General features: G+C 37.1%; 30 protein-coding genes. 13 read left to right on the forward strand and 17 right to left on the reverse strand.

What is annotated here, in order from left to right:
• Positions 1–12: 12 nt before the first annotated feature.
• Positions 13–663 (reverse strand): NTP transferase domain-containing protein, encoded by a 651-nt coding sequence (locus ACFX4W_RS26310; RefSeq protein WP_308115089.1) that lies wholly within the window; start codon positions 661–663, stop codon positions 13–15.
• Positions 660–1,664, reverse strand: a complete 1,005-nt coding sequence (locus ACFX4W_RS26315; protein ID WP_043982848.1) for an XdhC family protein — start codon at positions 1,662–1,664, stop codon at positions 660–662. Before ACFX4W_RS26315 ends, ACFX4W_RS26310 begins: the two co-directional genes overlap by 4 nt.
• Before the next feature lie 184 nt (positions 1,665–1,848).
• Between ACFX4W_RS26315 and ACFX4W_RS26320 the strand changes: the two genes are divergently transcribed.
• Both ACFX4W_RS26320 and ACFX4W_RS26325 read left to right on the forward strand, forming a co-directional pair.
• A complete protein-coding gene (locus ACFX4W_RS26320) occupies positions 1,849–2,079 on the forward strand; it encodes a hypothetical protein (protein WP_043982849.1) in 231 nt (76 codons plus the stop codon).
• Positions 2,080–2,091: 12 nt separating this feature from the next.
• Positions 2,092–2,325, forward strand: a complete 234-nt coding sequence (locus ACFX4W_RS26325; protein ID WP_013057270.1) for a hypothetical protein — start codon at positions 2,092–2,094, stop codon at positions 2,323–2,325.
• A gap of 130 nt (positions 2,326–2,455) precedes the next feature.
• Here the strand turns inward: ACFX4W_RS26325 and ACFX4W_RS26330 are convergent, their stop codons facing one another.
• On the reverse strand, positions 2,456–2,695 hold the full coding sequence (locus tag ACFX4W_RS26330) for a hypothetical protein (protein WP_013057271.1): 240 nt from the start codon (positions 2,693–2,695) through the stop codon (positions 2,456–2,458).
• A gap of 70 nt (positions 2,696–2,765) precedes the next feature.
• Between ACFX4W_RS26330 and ACFX4W_RS26335 the strand changes: the two genes are divergently transcribed.
• The 5 genes from ACFX4W_RS26335 (at position 2,766) to ACFX4W_RS26355 (ending at position 5,608) form a co-directional block, all read left to right on the forward strand.
• Positions 2,766–3,239: an Hsp20/alpha crystallin family protein gene (locus ACFX4W_RS26335; protein ID WP_043982850.1), complete on the forward strand. Its 474-nt coding sequence runs from the start codon at positions 2,766–2,768 to the stop codon at positions 3,237–3,239.
• A gap of 147 nt (positions 3,240–3,386) precedes the next feature.
• Entirely contained in the window at positions 3,387–4,283 is an 897-nt protein-coding gene (locus ACFX4W_RS26340) for a hypothetical protein (protein ID WP_043982852.1), read from the forward strand.
• Positions 4,284–4,375: 92 nt separating this feature from the next.
• Positions 4,376–4,507, forward strand: a complete 132-nt coding sequence (locus ACFX4W_RS26345) for a hypothetical protein (protein ID WP_013057274.1) — start codon at positions 4,376–4,378, stop codon at positions 4,505–4,507.
• A gap of 76 nt (positions 4,508–4,583) precedes the next feature.
• Positions 4,584–5,138: a PadR family transcriptional regulator gene (locus tag ACFX4W_RS26350; RefSeq protein WP_016764331.1), complete on the forward strand. Its 555-nt coding sequence runs from the start codon at positions 4,584–4,586 to the stop codon at positions 5,136–5,138.
• Positions 5,135–5,608, forward strand: coding sequence for a DUF4188 domain-containing protein (locus tag ACFX4W_RS26355; RefSeq protein WP_043982854.1), 474 nt, complete (start codon positions 5,135–5,137; stop codon positions 5,606–5,608). The genes ACFX4W_RS26350 and ACFX4W_RS26355 overlap by 4 nt, the downstream gene beginning before the upstream one ends.
• Before the next feature lie 25 nt (positions 5,609–5,633).
• Here ACFX4W_RS26355 and ACFX4W_RS26360 read toward each other — a convergent pair whose 3' ends face one another.
• The 3 genes from ACFX4W_RS26360 to ACFX4W_RS26370 all read right to left on the reverse strand — a co-directional run bounded on the left by ACFX4W_RS26360 (position 5,634) and on the right by ACFX4W_RS26370 (position 7,138).
• Complete coding sequence (locus ACFX4W_RS26360) at positions 5,634–6,329, reverse strand: SAM-dependent methyltransferase (RefSeq protein WP_162214340.1); 696 nt, start codon at positions 6,327–6,329, stop codon at positions 5,634–5,636.
• A 67-nt stretch (positions 6,330–6,396) separates the two neighbouring features.
• Entirely contained in the window at positions 6,397–6,738 is a 342-nt protein-coding gene (locus ACFX4W_RS26365; protein ID WP_114895586.1) for a DUF3147 family protein, read from the reverse strand.
• Positions 6,731–7,138: a MarR family winged helix-turn-helix transcriptional regulator gene (locus ACFX4W_RS26370; RefSeq protein WP_162214341.1), complete on the reverse strand. Its 408-nt coding sequence runs from the start codon at positions 7,136–7,138 to the stop codon at positions 6,731–6,733. Before ACFX4W_RS26370 ends, ACFX4W_RS26365 begins: the two co-directional genes overlap by 8 nt.
• Before the next feature lie 171 nt (positions 7,139–7,309).
• Here ACFX4W_RS26370 and pssA point away from each other — a divergent pair, with 171 nt between their 5' ends.
• Positions 7,310–7,801, forward strand: coding sequence for a CDP-diacylglycerol--serine O-phosphatidyltransferase (gene pssA, locus ACFX4W_RS26375; RefSeq protein WP_176521268.1), 492 nt, complete (start codon positions 7,310–7,312; stop codon positions 7,799–7,801).
• Between the two features lie 32 nt (positions 7,802–7,833).
• Here pssA and ACFX4W_RS26380 read toward each other — a convergent pair whose 3' ends face one another.
• Complete coding sequence (locus ACFX4W_RS26380; protein WP_016764339.1) at positions 7,834–8,061, reverse strand: hypothetical protein; 228 nt, start codon at positions 8,059–8,061, stop codon at positions 7,834–7,836.
• A 223-nt stretch (positions 8,062–8,284) separates the two neighbouring features.
• Between ACFX4W_RS26380 and ACFX4W_RS26385 the strand changes: the two genes are divergently transcribed.
• Both ACFX4W_RS26385 and ACFX4W_RS26390 read left to right on the forward strand, forming a co-directional pair.
• Positions 8,285–9,043 (forward strand): TrmB family transcriptional regulator, encoded by a 759-nt coding sequence (locus tag ACFX4W_RS26385; RefSeq protein WP_013083389.1) that lies wholly within the window; start codon positions 8,285–8,287, stop codon positions 9,041–9,043.
• A 104-nt stretch (positions 9,044–9,147) separates the two neighbouring features.
• Positions 9,148–10,317, forward strand: coding sequence for an MFS transporter (locus tag ACFX4W_RS26390; RefSeq protein ID WP_043982860.1), 1,170 nt, complete (start codon positions 9,148–9,150; stop codon positions 10,315–10,317).
• 45 nt (positions 10,318–10,362) lie between these two features.
• On the opposite strand, the gene ACFX4W_RS26395 is transcribed toward ACFX4W_RS26390, so the two are convergent.
• The 6 genes from ACFX4W_RS26395 to ACFX4W_RS26420 form a co-directional block, all read right to left on the reverse strand.
• Positions 10,363–10,833, reverse strand: coding sequence for a 2-thiouracil desulfurase family protein (locus ACFX4W_RS26395; protein ID WP_043982861.1), 471 nt, complete (start codon positions 10,831–10,833; stop codon positions 10,363–10,365).
• Positions 10,834–10,916: 83 nt separating this feature from the next.
• The gene (locus ACFX4W_RS26400) at positions 10,917–11,357 is read right to left on the reverse strand and encodes an Asp23/Gls24 family envelope stress response protein (RefSeq protein WP_043982863.1); all 441 of its coding nucleotides are present in this window, start codon (positions 11,355–11,357) and stop codon (positions 10,917–10,919) included.
• A 27-nt stretch (positions 11,358–11,384) separates the two neighbouring features.
• Positions 11,385–11,594 carry a DUF2273 domain-containing protein gene (locus ACFX4W_RS26405; RefSeq protein ID WP_043982864.1) on the reverse strand — a complete coding sequence of 70 codons (210 nt, stop codon included), beginning with the start codon at positions 11,592–11,594 and terminating at the stop codon, positions 11,385–11,387.
• A 15-nt stretch (positions 11,595–11,609) separates the two neighbouring features.
• A complete protein-coding gene (gene amaP, locus ACFX4W_RS26410; RefSeq protein ID WP_043982865.1) occupies positions 11,610–12,152 on the reverse strand; it encodes an alkaline shock response membrane anchor protein AmaP in 543 nt (180 codons plus the stop codon).
• A gap of 147 nt (positions 12,153–12,299) precedes the next feature.
• Positions 12,300–13,130: a YihY/virulence factor BrkB family protein gene (locus ACFX4W_RS26415; RefSeq protein ID WP_014459853.1), complete on the reverse strand. Its 831-nt coding sequence runs from the start codon at positions 13,128–13,130 to the stop codon at positions 12,300–12,302.
• Positions 13,131–13,412: 282 nt separating this feature from the next.
• Complete coding sequence (locus ACFX4W_RS26420; protein ID WP_043982866.1) at positions 13,413–13,775, reverse strand: YidH family protein; 363 nt, start codon at positions 13,773–13,775, stop codon at positions 13,413–13,415.
• 334 nt (positions 13,776–14,109) lie between these two features.
• Between ACFX4W_RS26420 and ACFX4W_RS26425 the strand changes: the two genes are divergently transcribed.
• Positions 14,110–15,309: a multidrug efflux MFS transporter gene (locus ACFX4W_RS26425; protein ID WP_043983117.1), complete on the forward strand. Its 1,200-nt coding sequence runs from the start codon at positions 14,110–14,112 to the stop codon at positions 15,307–15,309.
• A 33-nt stretch (positions 15,310–15,342) separates the two neighbouring features.
• Here ACFX4W_RS26425 and ACFX4W_RS26430 read toward each other — a convergent pair whose 3' ends face one another.
• The 4 genes from ACFX4W_RS26430 to ACFX4W_RS26445 all read right to left on the reverse strand — a co-directional run bounded on the left by ACFX4W_RS26430 (position 15,343) and on the right by ACFX4W_RS26445 (position 18,199).
• Complete coding sequence (locus ACFX4W_RS26430) at positions 15,343–15,642, reverse strand: TIGR04104 family putative zinc finger protein (RefSeq protein WP_016764349.1); 300 nt, start codon at positions 15,640–15,642, stop codon at positions 15,343–15,345.
• A gap of 152 nt (positions 15,643–15,794) precedes the next feature.
• A complete protein-coding gene (locus ACFX4W_RS26435) occupies positions 15,795–16,967 on the reverse strand; it encodes an MFS transporter (RefSeq protein ID WP_043982867.1) in 1,173 nt (390 codons plus the stop codon).
• Complete coding sequence (locus ACFX4W_RS26440) at positions 16,937–17,383, reverse strand: MerR family transcriptional regulator (RefSeq protein WP_043982869.1); 447 nt, start codon at positions 17,381–17,383, stop codon at positions 16,937–16,939. The genes ACFX4W_RS26435 and ACFX4W_RS26440 overlap by 31 nt, the downstream gene beginning before the upstream one ends.
• A 153-nt stretch (positions 17,384–17,536) precedes the next feature.
• Positions 17,537–18,199 carry a hypothetical protein gene (locus ACFX4W_RS26445; RefSeq protein ID WP_237074968.1) on the reverse strand — a complete coding sequence of 221 codons (663 nt, stop codon included), beginning with the start codon at positions 18,197–18,199 and terminating at the stop codon, positions 17,537–17,539.
• Positions 18,200–18,447: 248 nt separating this feature from the next.
• Here ACFX4W_RS26445 and ACFX4W_RS26450 point away from each other — a divergent pair, with 248 nt between their 5' ends.
• Positions 18,448–19,035, forward strand: a complete 588-nt coding sequence (locus ACFX4W_RS26450; RefSeq protein ID WP_043982872.1) for a beta-class carbonic anhydrase — start codon at positions 18,448–18,450, stop codon at positions 19,033–19,035.
• Positions 19,036–19,051: 16 nt separating this feature from the next.
• Positions 19,052–20,671 (forward strand): SulP family inorganic anion transporter, encoded by a 1,620-nt coding sequence (locus tag ACFX4W_RS26455; RefSeq protein WP_074896526.1) that lies wholly within the window; start codon positions 19,052–19,054, stop codon positions 20,669–20,671.
• Positions 20,672–20,685 lie beyond the last annotated feature (14 nt).

Here is a 20,685-nt window from a genome sequence, read left to right on the forward strand (position 1 = left end):
CACCTCCATCAATCAAAACAGTCGACGTTTCTCTTTGTATATCTTTTTAATGCGTTCATACCCTTGTTTTGTATCAACATCCATAAAAAGGGAAGCGTCGGTCCATTCGTAAAATATTCCATTTTCAGGTCCGCTTTGTCTTATAATTTTTCTTGCCCCTTGATCTCCTTGCAGCTTATCCAAGCTTGAAAACATTTGTTTTGAAAATAAAACCGGTGCTCTGGAAATTCCTTGATAAAAAGATGAAATAAATGGAACAGAAAAATGTTTTTCAAAAAGAGAAACAAATGTATCTATCAGCACGATGCTTATAAGAGGCTGATCTGCCAACAGCACAATAATAGCATCAGCGTTTAATTCTTTTGCTTTTTTTAATCCGCATTTTAAAGACGCAGACTGATCTTTTAAGGCGCTACTACAAGAAGTATGACTCCACTTCTGCTGATATGCTTCTGAAAAAAGAATAGGGTCAATCCACTCCAGATGATCTCCTTTCTTAGTTACTACTATCGTATGATTTACTTTTGAAGAAACAGCTTTTCGTAAAGCTTTACTTCCCAAACATCCATTCCCTAAAGGCAGCAGCAGTTTATTTCTGCCCATCCTTTTACTAGCTCCTGCGGCAAGATAAACAGCAACAATATTTAACCCGGACATTTTCATCCCTTTTTTTCATCATACATTCGGAGGTTTTGAATTAGTTCAGCAAGAATACTAACAGCAATTTCCTGCGGTCCTACCGCTCCTATAGAAAGTCCTACCGGCGAATGAATGCGTGAAGAAATATCAGTATTCAATAATCGAAGTGTTCGCTTTTTAGATCCTAAAACTCCTATATACTTCACAGGGTTTGATTTTAATAGCGAGAGAATTTCTTGATCGCGATAAAAATTATGCGTCATGATCACAACAAAATCATCGCTTTGTATGGACAGCTGTTCGTCTACTTCCTCGGGAAATCCAATATGTATTTCCTCTGCTAGCGGAAAATGTTCCTTATTACATAAAGCCGGTCTCCAGTCGCATAAGGTAACAGAAAACCCCGTATTGGCAGCAAGTGATACTAAGTATTTTGCATCGGCACCTGCTCCCCAGATAACTAGACGAGGCTTTGGTTTATATAGATGAGCATATGTGAGCAGGGAGCAATTTGAAAGTTGAATACCGCTCTTTCCCTTATTCCAATCATCTGTTGCAAAAGATGATGTGTCGCTATTTCCACCAAATATTTCGCCCGTCTTTTCTACATAAAAAGAGGTTGTTTGAATAAAGTTTTTTTCTAATTTTTTAATATGCAAAACAGGATTTCGGTTATCTAAATGACGTTTTACCCGCAAAAGATTTTGCTTCATCCTCGCAGTTACAGGTTCTAGGAGAATATAGAGAATTCCATTGCAGCCTGCTCCTTGTCCCCATCCTGCATCACCTTCTTCTTTTAAATTGTACGTAACGGTTAATACGTGCTCAGTGTCGAACAACTCTTTTACGCGCTCAGCAATATCTGCTTCTACACAACCAGCGCTTAACATCCCAATGTTCTCTCCATTTTCTTGAAACAGCATGGACGCTCCTTCTTTTAAATATGAGGATCCTTCTACATGAACAATCGTTGCCAACACACTTTTTACTGTTGATGTGTTTACAGCATGTAAAATATCGTGCATTTTTATTATTCCCTCCTTTTCCTCTCGAGGTTTTAAAATCTTTTCACGTTTTACACAGAACTACAATACGCTACAGTAGACCACTTCTACTCTCTGAATGAATCCATGTATTATTCATATTTTCAAAGAAGCTACAATAAGCTTTTAAAGACTTAGAAGAACTGTCGTTTGAAAGGAGAATAATATGCTATTCGACTCAACAAAAATCAACCTAGGAAAATTGAACGTTCGCAGTGCTGATCAAGCAAGCAGTATTTCTATTGGAAATACGTCAAAAGTTACAAGATATGTTACAGCAAAGAAAAATCAGGCCTTCGGACAGCAGCACGCTGATCAATGTTTTACAGCGGGATCTGCTTACAAAACTGTAGATAATGATTATGTAGATGCATTTGCAACAAAAAATGATAAATAAGGAGGAAACCATATGATTTTTTCGCCTATGGTCATTAACTTACAAGCCTTCAAAGTGAACGTTTTGGATAATTCATCTGTTTTAAGCATAGGACCTAATCAGCAGCTTGATGTGTTCGTATCTTATAAACGTAATCAAGGTCTGGGAGAATCAAACGGAGATTTTTCTCCGAACGTAACTCCGTTCTCATGGATTATAGACTCAGATGTAAATGATTCAAACTCAGTTAAAAATAGCGTAATTTAATTTTTTCATCTCCTCTACCTCTACTGCGCACAACTAGCAGCATATCTTCATCTATTCGTCTATTAGCATTCAATCGGAAGCCTAATAAATATAACCTGCATCTGAACTGGCTATATTTATTAGGCTTTTTCTATGAAATGGGCACTTTTTGAAAAGATGATGGGCTGTCAATTTGATCTCGATCATCGACACAGCTTCTCGTTCCTATAAAGCCGCTATCATCACCAAAATTTTGCCCAAATCCCTGTGTTTTTTTATCTGAATTATTCCAGTCTGCTAGTAAATTCTGTCCGATATTTACTGCAGACGCATTTTCAAAGGAATTTATCTTTAGCATTAAAATATTAATATTTATAGATGCACCTGCCATTTAAACCACCCCCTTTTCAAACTATATTCAAATTCCATCTTTTTATGATGTGTGGTAAGGAGGAAACCATATGGACTTTGATAAACTTATGCAGTGGATGGAATTTGCTAAAAAATATCAAACAAATGACTTTTGGAACGGTGTTTTTGATCAAACTGCTTTTAACGAATTTATGAAAGAAAATATGGATATGAATGCTCCTGATTCATATCAGGCACCTCAGGCTTCTAAAAGTACTTTTCCACCTGTTGACATTTACGTTACCCCACATGAAATCATTATTATCGCTGACTTGCCCGGCTATCTAAAAGAAAATTTGCACGTGTCTGTTTCAGGCAGCCGGCTTTTGTTAAAAGGCTCACCGCACCCTCTCATTACAGGACAGCCGGTTGTACAAGAACGACCTTCTGGAGACTTTAACCGAATTATTGAATTGCCAGAGCCTACGGATGCGCATCATCTGCGTGCGAAATTTGAAAATGGACTGCTTATTCTTTCTTATCACAGGCAGTTTTTCCAAGAAGAACGTATTCACATTGAATAAGGCTTAGTAGTTTTATGAATGAAATTCAATAGTTCACATAAGCATTTATAAACGCAAAGAATTTAACGTGAATTTCCAAACTAGACCAATATATATTTATCTAACTGTTATTACATCGGAAATAAGCCCAAGATGAGGAGAAGCGAAATGTCTATGAAAGGATTTTTCAACCCCAAACAGACTAACCAACAGCTTCATACTGAGCTAGCGGACTTCAAACATCAAATCAAGCGCATTAACACGCTTGAAGTTCACATGAACCGTTTTTTAAAACTCGAACCGCAAATTGGTTCTCTCATAATGCTCAAAAAAAAGCTGGAGGCTCAGCCCTCGCACTCCAATGATTCTTCACCTTCACAAAGAAGCACTCATAAAAATGCTGAACAAGCATATGCAAAAGATAAGAAAGAGATTGCTAACCAGCTTCAATTTTTAAAGGAAAAAGTAGCGCAATTGGAACAAGTGATCTCCATGCAACCCCCTCGCGATAAAAAGATAGACGCTGTACCTTATATGGATATAACTCGGTTAGTAGAACAATCTGTAGAAAAACAAATGGCTCCCTATATCGAAAAAATGACCGAACTAGATAACAGAGTTTCAGCATTAGAACGCAGCATGTCGCTTTTAACTGAAGTACAGGTGGACATGCTAAAACGAACGTCTTCCCTTCAAGAAGAAGTGAAATTGATTCACCAAAAAGGCACACTTTTAGAAAATGCTCCTCCGCCTATTCATATTGATAAATTTTTTCTTGATAAATACGAACAAAACAACAATATTGGCCAAGTGGGCATTAAAGAACTCGGCGGTACTTTAAATATCGGAGCTACATACGGAAGCGGAGCTATACCAAAGGATTTCACGGACCAAATCCAAAAAGACATGGAAGAGTTAAAAAACGCTAAATCAGATATTTCTTCTGGTAAAACGAAGCCTGCACAAGAGGAAAAAGAGAATTCTTCTTCCTCTTTCGAAAAAAAAGACACGTATACGGAAGTTCCTATTTTTGATGAAGATGATCCAAAGGAAGAGTCAGTCTAAAAAAGTCATAAAATTATATGTAGTTATGACTAGAATTTTTGCAAGCTATTCTTTACACTATAGGTAATAACTTCAAAAAAGGAGATATGCTGATGCCAAAGCTTTTATGGAGAATAGGTGCTGTCATGTTGCTAATGTGTGGAGGCTTTATCTTTTTATTTATTGCTGCTTCGCAAATGATGGTTCAGCAATACAAACCTTTTTTTAGACGCGAGAGTGCATAACTCTCGCGTTTTTTTATTGAATATTATCCTGTTTATGGTAATATATATATCAAAAAGATATAGGCGAGGAAAATAAATGAAGGAAAATCAAACAACATATGCAATTTTAGGACTGCTTACCACGGAATGCAGAACTGGTTATGAAATTAAGCAGTTAATGGATCGAAGTTTAAATCATTTTTGGAAAATCAGTTATGGCCAAATTTATCCCACTTTACAAAAGCTTGTGAATAATGAACTAGCAACGGTCAATTCCGTTGCTCAAACTGATAAACCAGATAAAAAAGAGTATGTAATAACAACTAAGGGAAAAGAAGTTCTGCAAGATTGGCTGCGTGAACCTATTAAGCAGCTCCCTTCCGAAAGAAATGAAATTTTGTTAAAACTCTTTTTTAGTAGTCAGCAAGAAAAGCAGCTCACAATTTCCCAGTTAAAAAACGCTCAGCAGAAACTAACTGAACGTTATCACATGTATTGCGGAATTGAAGACAGCATTTCTAACAGCCCTTCTCCCGACAGAACGTATTGGCTTATTACCCTAGACTACGGTAAACGAACAACGTGTGCTTCGATAGAATGGTGCAAAGATACGATTAATAAATTATATGATGAGGAGGCGCATAATTTATGATTCATTCCAATCGTATGATGGCTAAGCCCGGTCAGGAGTTGGTCGTCTTTGTTATAGGAATGCGCATTAATAAATGGACAGCCGTACACAAATGGTTCCCTGTATTTAAAGCAATGCCTCCTATGATTCGCGAGTTGTATACAAACAAAAACCTTGGCTTTTTATCTTTGCAAGGAACTTTTAATTTAAGAACCATCACGCTGATTCAATATTGGGAGTCAGTTGAGCAATTGACCTCCTATGCCAAAGGTCCTCAGCACTTAAAAGCTTGGAATTCTTTTTATAAACAGGCTTCAAAAACGAATGCAGTGGGCATTTATCATGAAACGTACGTCATTCCTGCAGGAAATTATGAATCAGTATACGTGAATATGCCTTCGTTCGGTTTAGCTAAAGCGCTTGGATCTGAAACCATAACGAAGCATACTCAAACTGCCAAAAAACGTTTGAATGTTAAAAAGCCGCTTTAACTAAAAGCGGCTTTCGTTATATTTGTTATACATATATTTTCAGCATTTGATTGGCACCTTTTTGAAATTCATACGGGACGTCTGCTATTTCTGTTCCTTTTACTAGAGGCGCAATCTCTTCTAACAGCTGCGGCAAATAGGTAGAAATCTTGCCGCTTAAATTCGTTAAAGGAAACAAACGTACTTCCTCTTTTGTAACGCGTATCAGTTCTTTTAAAGCCTCTAAATGAAACGTATAATCTAACCGGTCGCTGTACATAAATAAAAAGTTTGCACAAAGCGTTAAATCAAACTCCTTCTTTTGAAACGGCAAATTAGGAAGTGCTCCGTACTGATAGGCTTCGGGGTTCTTTTTCATATGAGCAATACAATCTTTTAGTGCTCTTTTTCGATGTTCAGTTAAATCATCAATAGACGAAAAATACTTCCACACATACTGTTCCTGTACGTGCTGCATTTGATTCATCGTATGAATTAAATCCAGGCTTCCTTTCTTTTCAAGCTCTTCTGCCGTAAATTTATAGGCAATATCACAGCTAGTAGCCTCCGTACCTTGCTGCATGGCATGAGCAGTGAAAGAACAGGCCCCGCTAGCACAATCTAACACTTTTTTTCCTTTTAAATACTTTTCATTCAAATTAAACATAGCTCTATACTCTTCAAACGTTCTGCCGATAAAAACAACTCGGTCAATTCCTAACTTTTTCTCTGCTAAACTCAACTCTACTCAGCTCCTATCTTTCACTTAGACTTTTATTTTACAGAAAATTGGATTAAATTCCAATAGTTTATGTAGTAATTAGTTTAACCACTATCTTTTGAAGGCCTAAAAACAGGCCCCAACACATAACTCCTATGGATAAACTCATAAACAAATGAAGAGAGTTTTTTAAGCAAATATAGACGACAGCAAGTAGTAAAATAGTGCCTGGCAGTCCATAAAGAACGCCAAGTGTAAACTGACTGACCACTTCCTTTTTTTCTCCTTGCACTGATAACCATATAATACTTAGTAAGCTCACAATTGGAAGGGCAGCCACAATTCCACCGTATGTCGGAAATCTTTTGGCCATTTCTGTTACCCCTGCAATAATAAGAGCCGACATTAAAATTTTGATGATACTATACATGTTTTGCACGTTCGCTCAATAACTGAAAACCCTGTTGAATCAGCTGTTTTTCAGATGTTGTCATTTCACGTAAAATAGCTGATACTTTTTCTTCATCCAAGCTTGAATTCCGTTTTAATAGGTCTTTTCCTGCTTCTGTTAAATGCAGAATTACTTTTCTTTCATCATGGATATCTCTATTTTTATATACATACCCTTTATCAATATTTCTCTTTACGTGTTCAGATGCCGTATTATGCGAAACGTGTAAATAATCCGCAATTTCTTTTATTCCAACCGAAGCTGATTTATCTATATGCTGTAAAAGACGTATTGTTTGGTGTGTAATTTTCTCTTGATGCGTATAGTGCAAATGATAATAAATAGACGTCCAATAGCTGTTTAACTCCTCTACTTTCATGATCATACTCCTTTATATCGTATTTTTAGTTATTATCGTATTATACGATATATATTACAGGAACGACAGCCAGGTTTCAATACTACCTTCTTTTTTATCTAACACCTCACATAATAATCCGATTTAACAGTTACACTAATCGTACACACAGTGAAAGGCGGTTGTATGACATTGATTCTTCGACTGTTAAAATGGGTTCCGAATCTCTTTACGATTGGAAATTTGCTAAGCGGCGTATTTTCCATAGCTTTTAATATGAATAGCTACGAACGCTTAGCTGCTCTTTTTATTTTTCTAGCCGCTTTTTTCGATTTATTTGACGGCAAAATTGCGAGAAAGCTGAAAGTAAACAGTGAGTTTGGTGTAGAGCTAGATTCTTTGGCTGATATTATAAGCTTTGGCGTAGCGCCTGCAATGCTATTTCATACTCTTTCTCCCCACTCTTGGCTAACCGTACTCGCTTTTATGATTTATCCAAGCATGGGCGCATTAAGATTAGCTAAATTTAGTGCAAATCCAACCATGGGTTATTTTATAGGGCTTCCTATTCCTTTTCCCGCTCTAATTATCGCCCTGCTTGGCATGTTTTATTACGTAAACCCTTACCTTATGATTATTTTAGCTATTTTGATGGTTAGCCCTATTCGAGTGATGAAAATTTAGATGCAATAAAAGACAGACAAAATGCCTGTCTTTTATAGTGCTGTCCATTCTTCGCACAGCATTTTATGCTTGAATTTCAGCTCATGTTCTCTTTTTTCAAGCTGAGCTTGTAAAGAGAGCCACTCGCTATTATCAGGTGCTGAGCATAATTTTTCTTCAAGGGACAGTAAGGAATCCAGTACGTCTTCAAGCTGAGCAGCTACTTCTCTTTGCTGTTTTATGTTCATTTTTTTCAACAGTAGTTTTTCATTTTTCTTCATTTTTTTCACCTCTTTCTTTTCTTTACCCAATGTTGAGTGTTTTAGTATAGAAAGTATATGGTTAAAAATATTTCTACTGTAATAAAGATTCTTTAATAGCTTATTTTATTTTTAATGGTTATTTAGAACATAGTTTAATAAGATTATTACATCTGATACAATTAGTAATACTTTTACAAACCGTGATATACTTAAAAAAAGAAAGGATGATGAATAGAAAATTATGCTGCAAAAATTTGGTTTTTCTCAGTATGAAAGTCAAGTATATGAAGCGCTGCTTGCGAATGATGGCCCGCTGGATGCTAGTTCGATTGTTACGTATTCGCATGTTCCAAAAGCAAAAATTTATGAAGTGCTTAATCGTTTAATTGATAAAGGTATTGTAGTAAATACATTGTCCGGGAAAAAGAAACTTTACTCAGCGGTAGCCCTTCAAACCGTCATTCAAAAACTTACTGCTGATTTTGAAAATGACATTAATGAATTAAAAACATATAAAATTAAAAAAACGTTTACAGATGATCATGTTTGGAGTTTAAAAGATAAATCCTCTATTTCTGCTCACATTGAACAATTGATTGACGAAGCGGAATCTTCTATTATTTTATCCGCATGGAATGATGAGTTAGAACATTACCGCTCATTGCTAGAAGAAAAAGAGAAACAAGGCGTAAACGTCGAGGTCTTAACCATAGGAAACTTGCAGACTGCCCTCAAACATTTACATACATTAAATCCAATAGATGATCATAAAAACCTTGAGCCGTCGCAGTTGATTATTGTTGACGATGCTTATCTTTTATTTGCCGGCATTGAACATGAGACATGGAAAGCAATAAAAACCATGTCGCAGCCGCTTGTAAAAGTTTTTGCTGATTTCTTTTATCATGACGTCGCACTTACCCATATTACAAAGAAATATCAAGAGCAGCTTCTTCAAGATTCTGAGATCATGGAGCTGCTTACTCGACTGCGATATTAAAAAGGTTACTAATTCATTAGTAACCTTTTTAATATTACCTATTGAAATCCTTTCTAAAAAAGGTTACTATTCTAGTTGTAACTTTTTAAAGAGGGGGTTTTTTGATGAATAAAAAAGTTTACATACTTGCGATTGCTTCCTTTGTTGTTGGAACGGTCGAATTAATTCTAGGAGGCATCTTAGACTTAATTGCCGATGCATTTCATGTATCATTAGCAAAAGCAGGTTATTTAATCTCTATTTATTCGTTTGTTTATGCCTTGTCTGCGCCGATTTTACTAAATGTGACGGCTAAGATAGAGCGTAAAAAAGTTTATATGTGGACATTATTTATTTTCTTATTGAGCAATGTATTTTCAGCCTACAGTTCGGGCTATTATATGCTACTGATTGGACGTATTCTTGCTGCTGCGAGCGGTTCTTTTATCATTGTATTATCTACCACAATGGCTTCTAGAATGGTAAAACCTGAATACCAAGGCAGAGCAATTGGCATCGTATTTATGGGAATCAGCGGCTCACTTGTTTTAGGCATTCCTCTTGGTATTTTGATTGGAAATGCGCTTGGCTGGCGTGAAGTATTTGTTATGATTGCAATTTTGACTGCCATTATTATGATTACCGTTTGGTTTACAATGGAGCGTCTAGCTCCTGCTCCAATTGTACCGTTAAAAACTCAGGTAAAAGCTTTACGCAATAAAAAGATGCTCGCTATTCACCTAGCAACATTATTTGTACTTGCGGGCCATTTAACGCTTTATGCGTACTTCACACCATTTTTACAAGAAACGCTAGGATTAAATACAACGATGGTGACCATTATTTATGGTATTTTTGGTCTTGCTGCCGTGGCAGGAGGAGGACTTGGAGGAGCTGTTTCTGATAAATGGAACCCTTCTTCATCTGTTATCACCATGATTGCTCTCTTTTTTGTTAGCATGATTGCTATGCCTTTTGGCGTTCATTTACCATTTATTGTGTTCTTGCTTCTTATGATCATTTGGAGTGCGCTCAGCTGGGCGGTTTCACCAGCTCAAAGCAATTTAATTATCCATAGTGCACGCGACACGTCGGACATTTTAATCAGCACTAATGCAGCGATTTCACACGTAGGAATTGCGATCGGCTCCTATGTTGGAGGAATTGTCGTTAATCAATACTCTGTTATTTATAACGGCTGGGTCGGGTCTATTTTTGTTTTGCTTGGTCTTTTCTGCTCTCTTTATGCGGTAACACGAACAGAAAGCACAGCAGATACGCTTCACAGTAAATAAGCTTTTATAAAAGAAGCGTACACATATAGTGTACGCTTTTTTTGATTATGATGGGTCTCCATGCATTTCAGCTGTAAATTGAGATTCGGACATGACGATAAAACCATGCTTTCTTAGCAATGCAGTCGTTACCCCTTCACCTGCTATTTTAACGTTTGAAAATGCCCCGTTATATATATGTTCACTTCCACATGAAGGGCTGTTTTCTTTTAGTACAATAACAGTAGCTTTTATTTCTTTTGCGATGCTCAGTGCCTTATAGGCCCCGTCTATGTATATGTCTGTCACGTCTTTTCCCGATCGTTCAATAACTCGCGCATTTCCGTTTATTACGTCTATCCCCGTTCCTTTTATAATTTCTGCCGGTTCTCTAGGCGTGTGAAATCCACCTAACAGTTCCGGGCACATCATCACCGCTTCTTTATTTTCAACGAGCGCTTCAATTTCCTCAACTAAGGCACTGCTTCCATTATATCTGCAAGCTTGACCTGCTAGGCAGGAACTAACCAAAATCATAGAATTCTCCCTCCCATAAAAAAACACTTCTCATTCATCATACAAAGAATATATGATGAATGGAAGTGTTTACCTCTTATATTTTATTCAAGATCACTCTTTGACTCCTGCTCTTTGTCTCGATCCGTTTTCGCTTCAAATTCAGAGCGAGTCATTACGTCCTCTACATGCATATTTACTTCTACTACCTCTAATCCCGTCATATCATGAACTGATTTTTTCACATTATTAACAGTTTCAGAGAAAATGGCTGGAACATTTTTTCCGTATTCGACAATTACTTTTAAATCAAGGGCAACTCGCTTTTCTCCTACTTCAGCGTTAATCCCTTTTGTGATATCTTCAGTGCTGCGGAAGCGATCTGTTAACCCGCTCATAAATCCGCCGCTCATTGATAAAATTCCTTTAATTTCATTAGCTGCAATTCCAGCAATTTTTTTAATGACTTGATCTTCAAATGTTAATGTATTTTGATGTGTATTTTCCTGAGATTTTACTGCTGTATTTGTTTCATTAACTGCCATAATTAACATCTCCCTTAAAGTGATTTTCTATCTTCCTTTAATAAAGAATCCTACCCAAGCATTTATATCTAAATGACCGTCTCGCCACTTCCCAATTACATAACCAATTCCCATAAAAGCTACAATTAGCAGCGTGGGACCAAAACCAATTGTTAATAGCAAAATTGCCAACACTAAACCTGCCAGAATACCAAGTACTCGGCCACGGTACGCAATCAATTTATCTGGAGTACTCATTATGTCCCTCCTTCATCACACAACACGCTCTTTCTTTCGTGTTTGTGTATCTGTTAAGTCAATACGGACGGAGTGAACGGGAAGCTCCAGTAAGGCCTCCACGGCGCGTTTTGTTTCAAGCTGCATTTCTTTTCCTAGTGTTGGTAGTCCATCTCGTCCAAACAACGAACAGTTGATATACAGACTAACTTTTTCTTTGCGAGAATGAATAGATGCCTGGACTTCAGGAGAGCGTATTCCCTGAAAGCTTCTAATTGCTCGTAAAGCTGTAGATTCGATCGTTGCTTTAGAAATTGTTATTTTGCCTTCACCAGTTACAATTGCTAAATTCTTTTTAGGCGGTCTGCTAAATATGCCTGTTAAAAGAAAAATAATAAAAATAACTGCTAAAAATGCGCTTATTGATAAAATTGTGTAGTAAAACCACTCCTGATGCCGCCACTTTTTTAACCAGTTTGAAAGGTGAGGAACCCTATAAACCATCAGTGCTAACATACCGGAACAAATCAGTCCTGCAATTCCAATAATTGCGATTAAAAACCGATTAAAATTATTCAATTTTCCACCTCATCTCAACGTGAACTCCTACTGCTTTTTTGTTGTGTGTAAAGGGAAGGCAACGAGATATTCAATAGTTACCTGCAATATTTTTTTGATAAACTTTCTAACTGTAAAACTGAATATAAAAAAAACGACTAGGTTTCCCTAGTCATTTTCCGCGTCTCTATACGTTGTCTTGTGAGCTTTGATGAACTTATTACCATTTATTAAACCGCCAATTAATAAAATAGCGGCCGTTAAATAAAACCAGACCATTAAAATGATAATACTTCCAAGCTGACCATAGATTTGCGAGTAGCTTCCAAACTGGACATAGTATCCAAATCCGGTAGATACAACTTGCCATCCTAGCGTGGAGAAAACAGCTCCTGGAAGTACATCTTTCCACGTTACTCTTGCGCTTGGCATCAGTTTGTAAAAAAGAATAAAAAAGCCTAATAAAAATAATGTCCCAATTCCCCATCTAATTGTCGTCCAGCTTTGAAACCATATGTCAGGAACATGGACTTTTGTTAGTACCAGATGTCGAATGACCTCTTCAATAATTGGTACAAATAATGAAATAGCTACCACAACCATAAAACCAAAAGTTAAAATTAAATCATTGATTAAACCGCGCAAAAACGTTTGTTTTCTTTGAATATGATACGCGTCATTTAACGAGCGAACCAAAGATTGTATAGCCATAGATGCGAGCCAAAAAGTCGCCAATAAACTAAAAGATAAAACCTTTTTCCCGCTATTGTTAACTGTTTCAATTGACCGTTCAATTACGTCATAGGCGCTTTTAGGCGTAAATGGTTCAATAAATACCAGCAAATTGTTTGTATCAATTGGAAAGAAACTCAGCAGAGAAAAAAGAAAGATAATAAACGGTACAAAAGATAACAAAAAATAGTAGGCTGTTTGAGCAGCCTGATCAAAGAAACGCTCCGTAAAAAAACGAGCGGCAACGGTCTTAGATGTTTGAATCATAACAGCGTTCTCCTTTACTTTCGCTTCACTCTGTAGTGAAATTCATATTCAATTTTTATGTTCAACATGTATTGGATAAGTTTCGGCTTATAAAGCTTTCCTTTTCCATTATCCACGGTTGACAAAGAATTTAACCTGTAAAATTATACAGCCGGTTCATAAAGAAGATATTATTATAATTACATCTGCCATTACCACCATATTAATAGATCTTCTTTTCCTTTCATAAAACCATAAATTCTTTGGGACTGCTTTCCCTTTTTTCTTACTTCTTAAACTTTTTTACGCTATGTTAAAAAAGTAAAACATAAGAGCACCGATCAGCATCAGCATAATCATTAAAACAAAAATAACCAAAGCGTGAGAAGATTGATACGTTTGGCTGTTAATTTTTTTGCGGGTTGAAAAATAATGATAGGTTGAGAAGAGAAGCAAACCTGCACTTGCAGCTAAAGAAAAGATAATAACAGCAATAATAAGAGTATCGGCTGCTTCACTTAATGTTTTTCCGGAATTGAAATGTAGGCCGCCTGCAACAAAGCCAATGCCGAGTGTGGCAATAGACGTTCGAATCCACGCTAAATACGTTCGTTCATTTGCCAAATGCTGCTGAATATAAATGGATTCATTTTCTTTTTTAGTCATTTACATACCACCGTCTTTTTATATGTCTTCTATTATAAATAAATGCTCAAACGAAAATAAATTGAGGACGCTTCACGCCACATTATACCCGAAAAGAACGAATTATTACCATCTTCAAGCGGCTAAAAAACCCTAACGTAAAACTGTACCCCTTTCTATTTTCACTTCACGTTAATAGTTCACTAAGTGAATCATTTTATTTTTAAATATTTCTGATATATGGTATAATTTAAACTGATAAAAAGATGCTGCATGTATGCTAAAAGAGCAGGCCGTATGGTTTCGCTCTTTTGTTGTTTTCACGCCATGCGGCACAACGAAAGAAGGAAATAGAATGGAATTATGGAAACGAAACTTGTACATTTGCTGGTTCGGTTCTTTTTGCACCACAGCCGGGATGAGTTTAGTTATTCCGTTTTTACCGCTTTATATTGAAAAGCTGGGAGTTCACGATACAAGCTCCATCAGCAGATGGGCTGGTATTGCCTTTGGATCTACCTTTTTAATGGCGGCTATTGTTTCTCCTTTATGGGGGAGCTTAGCCGATAAATATGGGCGAAAGCTTATGCTCCTTCGCGCAAGCTTGGGTATGGCAGTTGTTATGACTTCCATTGGTTTTGTGCAAAATGTCTATCAGCTTGTCGGACTGCGCTTTTTAATGGGGGCCGTTTCCGGCTTCATCTCTGCAGCCATTACGTTAGTAGCGACTCAAACACCTAAAGAGCACAGCGGTAAAGCATTAGGCACGTTGTCTACAGGGGCTGTATCAGGATCTTTATTAGGACCGCTAGTAGGCGGCTACTTAGGAGATACAATCGGGCTACGCCACGTCTTTTTCGTGACGGGTGCATTTATGTTTTTGTCTTTTTTAATTGTAAATTTAATTCAAGAAGACAAAAAAGAGACGGCGAAAACAACGAAAGAATCTAACATTGGGTTACTGTCTCTTAAAAATTCAAAGGCCGTGATTGGTGTATTTGTTACAACTTTTTTACTGCAGCTTGCAGTTATGGCTATTCAGCCAATCGTTACACTGTATGTAAAACAACTGTCTACTCATACCGATCACCTTGCCCTTATTTCAGGCTTTGTCGTAGCGGCAACAGGAATTTCAAATATTTTAGCTGCATCAAAACTTGGCAAAGTCAGCGATCGCGTGGGTCCTCAAAATGTGCTTCAAATATGCCTGCTTATCGTAGCGGTGATTTGCGGCTTACAGGCCTTTGTGCATAGTACTTGGCAGCTATTCTTACTTCGTTTTTTACTCGGTTTTGCAATGGGAGGATTATTACCTTCTATTAATTCTTATTTAAAGAAAATTGTACCGGACTCGATTACAGGCAAAATGTTTGGCTATAATCAAACAGCGCAATATTTTGGGAATTTAGCTGGTCCAGTCATTGGCGGACAAATTGCCGGAGCTAAAGGAATTCCTTACGTATTCTTAACAACCAGTGTTCTTCTACTATTGAATGCTGGGTGGGTGTATTATCAGCGCCATCACGGAGAACAGCTAGACGGTAAAGCCGCATAGAAAAACCTTCCGTTTTAACGGAAGGTTTTTCTATTACCACAAGGGTTCTTCTTCGCTGCTTACTTCATAAGAAAGTGGCATCATAACAACCGCTGCTATGAAGAAAATAAGCTCCGCGACAACAATGGATGGAAAGGAAAAGTCAAATAGTGAGAGAATAAGCCAAATAATAAGGGGTGCAAATGAGTAGATTGATAATCGCTTTTGGGATTTTGCAGAGATATACTGTTGTTTGTCACAGTGTGGGCATTCTAAAACGTTTCTAAATGTTAACAGTTGTTTAAAGGTTGTCCTCCAGTTCCATTTATGATTACAATTTTGACAGGTGGCCATGGGCATCACGCTCCTAAAAAGATTTATGTACATATAAAGTATACGTACAAGTTGGTATAGAGTTTCATTTTTATGATTAAAAACGTTTTTACTATTATAACATAAAACAAAATAAAAGGCTTTTCACAAGAAAAAGCCTTTTATTTCAACGTTTATTTAGATACAGCTTCATTCGTTTGAGAAGTTGTTTTTACTTTTATAACCATAATAACAAAAGCTAGCAACCCAAGAATCGCCGCTACGAGAAAAGGAGCTTGAGGCGCTACGGCATTGCCGATAACTCCTGACAATAAAGGAGCAAACGCTGCGCCTAACCATCTTAAGAAATTATATCCTCCAGATGTAATTCCTCGTTCATAAGGAGATACTTCCATTACATGACTCGTAAATAATGCATTATTAAGTCCTGATACAAGACCTGCTGCCATGATTAAGACAATGCGCAACCATGTTGCATCAAAGGCAAATAAACAAATTAAAATAAGTGAAAAAACAATTAAGCTAACATGTAACACTTGTTTTGGCTGATATCTTTTCTCTAACTGATGTGCTAAAACCGCTGAGCCATAAGCTAAACATAATCCCCATCCAAAGAAAACAAAGCCAATTTGAAGAGCTCCGATCGATAGAATAAGCGGCGTATAAGCTAACACTGTAAAAAACCCGTAGTAATAAAGCATGCCTGATACAGCGCCTTGAGTAAATGGTTTTAATTTATAAAGTTTTACCATGTCTTTAAAACCCGCTGCTTTACGAGGCTTAGTGCTTGCAGGCTGTTTAACAATCGTTAATACTAAAATAAAGGCGATAAAAATTAAAGCACTTGTACCGAAAAACGGCAATCTCCAAGAAGCATTTCCTAACACGCCTCCTACAAGCGGTCCTCCGGCCATTCCCAAACCAATCGCAGCTTCATATAATCCTACTGCTTTTTTCACTTCACCTGATAATGCAATAAGCAGCGTCATAGCTGTTGCAAAGAAAAACGAATTACCAAGTCCCCATCCTGCTCGGAAAATAGAAAGCTGAGGAATATTGTTAGAAAACCCGCATAGTGCTGCAAAAATCGTCACAATGATAAGTCCTGTTACCATCAAACGCTTGTCTCCTACACGTGATGCTAAGATGCCTGCTGGAATCATCATAATCGCCATCATTAACAAATAGGAAGTAAATAACATTTCTACTTGCCAATGAGAAGCTCCAATTTGTTTAGCAATCTCCGGTAAAATCGGATCTACTACCCCGATTCCCATAAATGCTAAAAAAGTAGCTACTACCGTAATAATTTGACCTAATCGGTTATTTGAATGCTGTCCTTCCACTCTTTCATCTCTCCTTTTGTTTTTGTTTTTTCATGTATTTCCATAGCAGATTCTCGCATTTCTTTTAATTCTGTTTTAAATGCCTGCATTTTAACCACTTTAAATTCAATCATCTTGATTTGATTTTCCAGTAAATTTTCTATTTTAGTTATCTCTTTCGCTGATAATCCTTGCTGCTGACTTCTTTCTTCAATCATTCTTTTGAGCGACATAAACTGCTGCAGCTCCTGTAAAGAAAAACCAAGAACTTCTTTTGCTTCTGCTACTTTTCTTAGTTCTTTTACCTCTTCTTCGGAATAAATCCGTGCATTTCCTTTTGTACGCTGCGGGGGCAAAATGAGTCCAATCTCTTCATAATACCGAAGAGCACGCTTGGTCAAACCGGTCATTTTCGTCACGTCATCGATTAAATACATGCTTTCCCCTTCACCTCCCTTTAACATTAACGTTAACGTCAACTCTATATTACTATTATAGATTAACGTTAACGTTAATGTCAATAACAGTAAGACATTTTATGTAAATTTAAAAAATATGTGCACAAAAAAACCTATTGATAAATCAATAGGTTACATCAATAGGTCATATAGCTGCTGTGCTGTTTCTCCTGTTACTTTACCGTATACCCCTCTTCTTTTAGAAGTAAGTTCCGCACTCTCGGCGGTGAATCGTACATTGTATACGACTCCTTCATAAGTAAGCTGTACATCTGGATCAAGAGCGATGCTGTAATCAGCTTTTTTCCATTGAATTTGTTTCATAATTGATTCTACAGCTAAAGCATCTTCTGAACTTAACGTTTTATCTCCTGCTTTTATAGGCTTGCCCTCCCTTTTTTTATTAAGTTTTAGTTCAGAATGAGAAGATGAAAATTCAAGTTGGTTTTTATCATGCGCTATGAAATCTTGAGGTAGTTCTACATAGCGGACAACTTCTCCTTCGTGTACAAACACAAGCATTTGATTAGCAGCAGATATTTTTTTCATTACCTCTTCACTGATCGGTGCGTTTACAAGTTTTTCTACGTCGGCTTTCTTGCTTTTGTTTGTTAATAAATATCCTTTTTCCCATTTAAAATCACTTAACTTCGATACATCCACTGACCTTACACCTTTTTTTTCAAATGATTGCTGAATATTCTTCCCCATTTCTTTGTCGTTGGTGACTTGAGCATTAGAACTGCACCCTACTAAACAACAAAAAATAAGGCCTATTGCTATAAGAGCCTTCACTTTTGCCTTCCTCCTCTCTACCATTCTTCTAGACAATTCCAACTTTGTACCATTTTAACATATAATTCCTATTTTTCGTGAAAACAAAGAATGAATACGTTTACATAATTTCACGCATATAAATGTGATTTATTTATAAGTTTTTTCTGAATATTTTAAGAAAATTTTAATATTTTATTTAGTTCGTTTTTAAACTTTATCTTTAGACTAAAAAATAAGTTAAAAATAAATAACGCAGGAGGAAAACAATGACTTGTCTATCTGAAGTTTTAAAGTTTAATGAAAAATTTGTAACAAATAATCAATTCGAGGCTTTTCAAACATCCAAATTTCCTAACAAAAAAATAGTGATCTTAACTTGTATGGATACACGTTTGTTAGAATTACTTCCTAAAGCCATGGGGCTAAAAAATGGAGATGCAAAAATAGTGAAAAATGCCGGAGCTGTTATCTCCCATCCCTTTGGCAGCGTCATGAGAAGTATATTAGTTGCCGTCTACGCTTTGCAAGCTGATGAAGTATGTGTCATCGGTCATCATGAATGTGGAATGACGGGCATGAAAGCTGAAGCTATTTTAGCCTCTGCTGAACAAAGAGGGATCAGCGCGGAACAAATTCGTAATCTAAAATATGCCGGTATTGATTTAGAATCATGGCTGACTGGGTTTGAATGTGTAGAAGATAGTGTCGAAAACAGTGTGGATATGATTCGAAATCACCCTTTATTACCGAAAGACGTGCTTGTTTCTGGAATGGTTATTCATCCTTCAACAGGAAAACTTGACGTCGTTGTCAACGGCTATTCCCAAGACCGAGCTGAAACCGTAAGCTCATGAAGGAGGATTTTATCGAATGCTAAAAGATAACCGATTTCAAGGCTATTCAGCAGGGCATTTACAAAAAGACATTATCGCCGGTTTGGTTGTTGGGGTCGTTGCTATTCCTTTAGCAATGGCCTTTGCCATCGCTTCTGGTGTAAGACCTGAATACGGGATTTATACAACCATTATCGCAGGGATTATGGTTTCAATATTAGGCGGATCGAAATTTCAAATTGCAGGTCCAACAGGTGCATTTGTTCCGGTGCTGCTTGGAGTTGTCATGCAGTATGGTTATGAGAACCTCATTATTGCCGGCTTTATGGCTGGAATTATGATTACGCTTCTCGGAATATTTAAGCTAGGGAAATTTATAAAGTTTATTCCGCGCCCTGTAACGATTGGATTTACAGCAGGAATTGCGATTATTATCTTCTCAGGTCAGATCGCTAATTTTCTAGGATTAAAAGGAATTGCAAAACATGAGGAATTTCATTTAAATATGATTGAAATCCTACGAAAAATTGCAACGATTAACATTTACAGCGTCATCATAGCCGCTATTTGTTTAGCTATCGTGATTACAACGCCAAAGTTTTTACCTAAAATTCCCGGTGCCCTTCTAGGTCTTCTTGTCTCCACACTTGTAGCCATTACACTGTTCCCAGGAAAAGTTGCAACGATTGGCTCTACTTACGGTGCCATTCCGAGCAAACTACCATCTTTTAGCTTCCCAGATTTAACTTGGGATAACATCGTGATGCTATTTCCGGCCGCCTGCGTAATTGCAATGCTTGGAGGTATTGAATCTTTACTATCGGCTGTTGTTGCTGATAATATGGCTAAAACCAAGCATAATAGCAATAAAGAGCTTGTCGGCCAAGGAATTGCTAATATCGCTACCTCGCTATTTGGCGGAATTCCAGCAACTGGTGCCATTGCCAGAACGGCTACTAATATCAAAAACGGCGCAGCTTCTCCGTTATCAGGAGTCATACACGGCTTAGTTGTTTTATTGGTCCTTGTGATGCTAGCTCCTTATGCATCAAACATTCCGCTGGCAAGTATGGCACCTATTTTAATGTTTGTGGCTTGGAATATGAGTGAGCGTAAAGAATTTGCGCATATTTTAAAAACCAAGTCAGCTGATTCATTTGTACTTGTAGCTACGTTTTTATTAACAGTTTCAATCGATTTAACAACAGGTGTAGGCGTGGGTCTACTTTTAGCTATTGTTATGTTTGTGAAACGAATGAGCGGATCACTAAAGATTTCAAAGGTTTTAGCGGAAACATCTGAAAACGCTCACAAATCTGATTTGATGGAATATACCATGCAAGGATCTCTTTTCTTTGGATCAGCTGAAGTATTAGAAGATTCCTTCGATAAGATCGCTGAAGCGAAACCGAAAGTTTTATTGCTTCGAATGAGCCAAGTCTCCTTTATTGATACATCTGGAGAAGCTTTACTATCGAAGGTGGTCGAACGTTTGAAAGATTCGCATAGCCAAGTCGTTATTTCTGGCTTACAGCACCAGCCGAAAGAAATGTTAAAGTCAACCGGTCTATATGATAAAATCGGTGAAAAAAATATATTTTCTTCCGAACCTCCCGTGAGTAAGATTAAAGCTCGTCATAGAATCGTTACTACGTAATAAAAAAGAGATCC

Source organism: Priestia sp. YIM B13489, from assembly GCF_042787645.1.
Classification (GTDB): domain Bacteria; phylum Bacillota; class Bacilli; order Bacillales; family Bacillaceae_H; genus Priestia; species Priestia megaterium.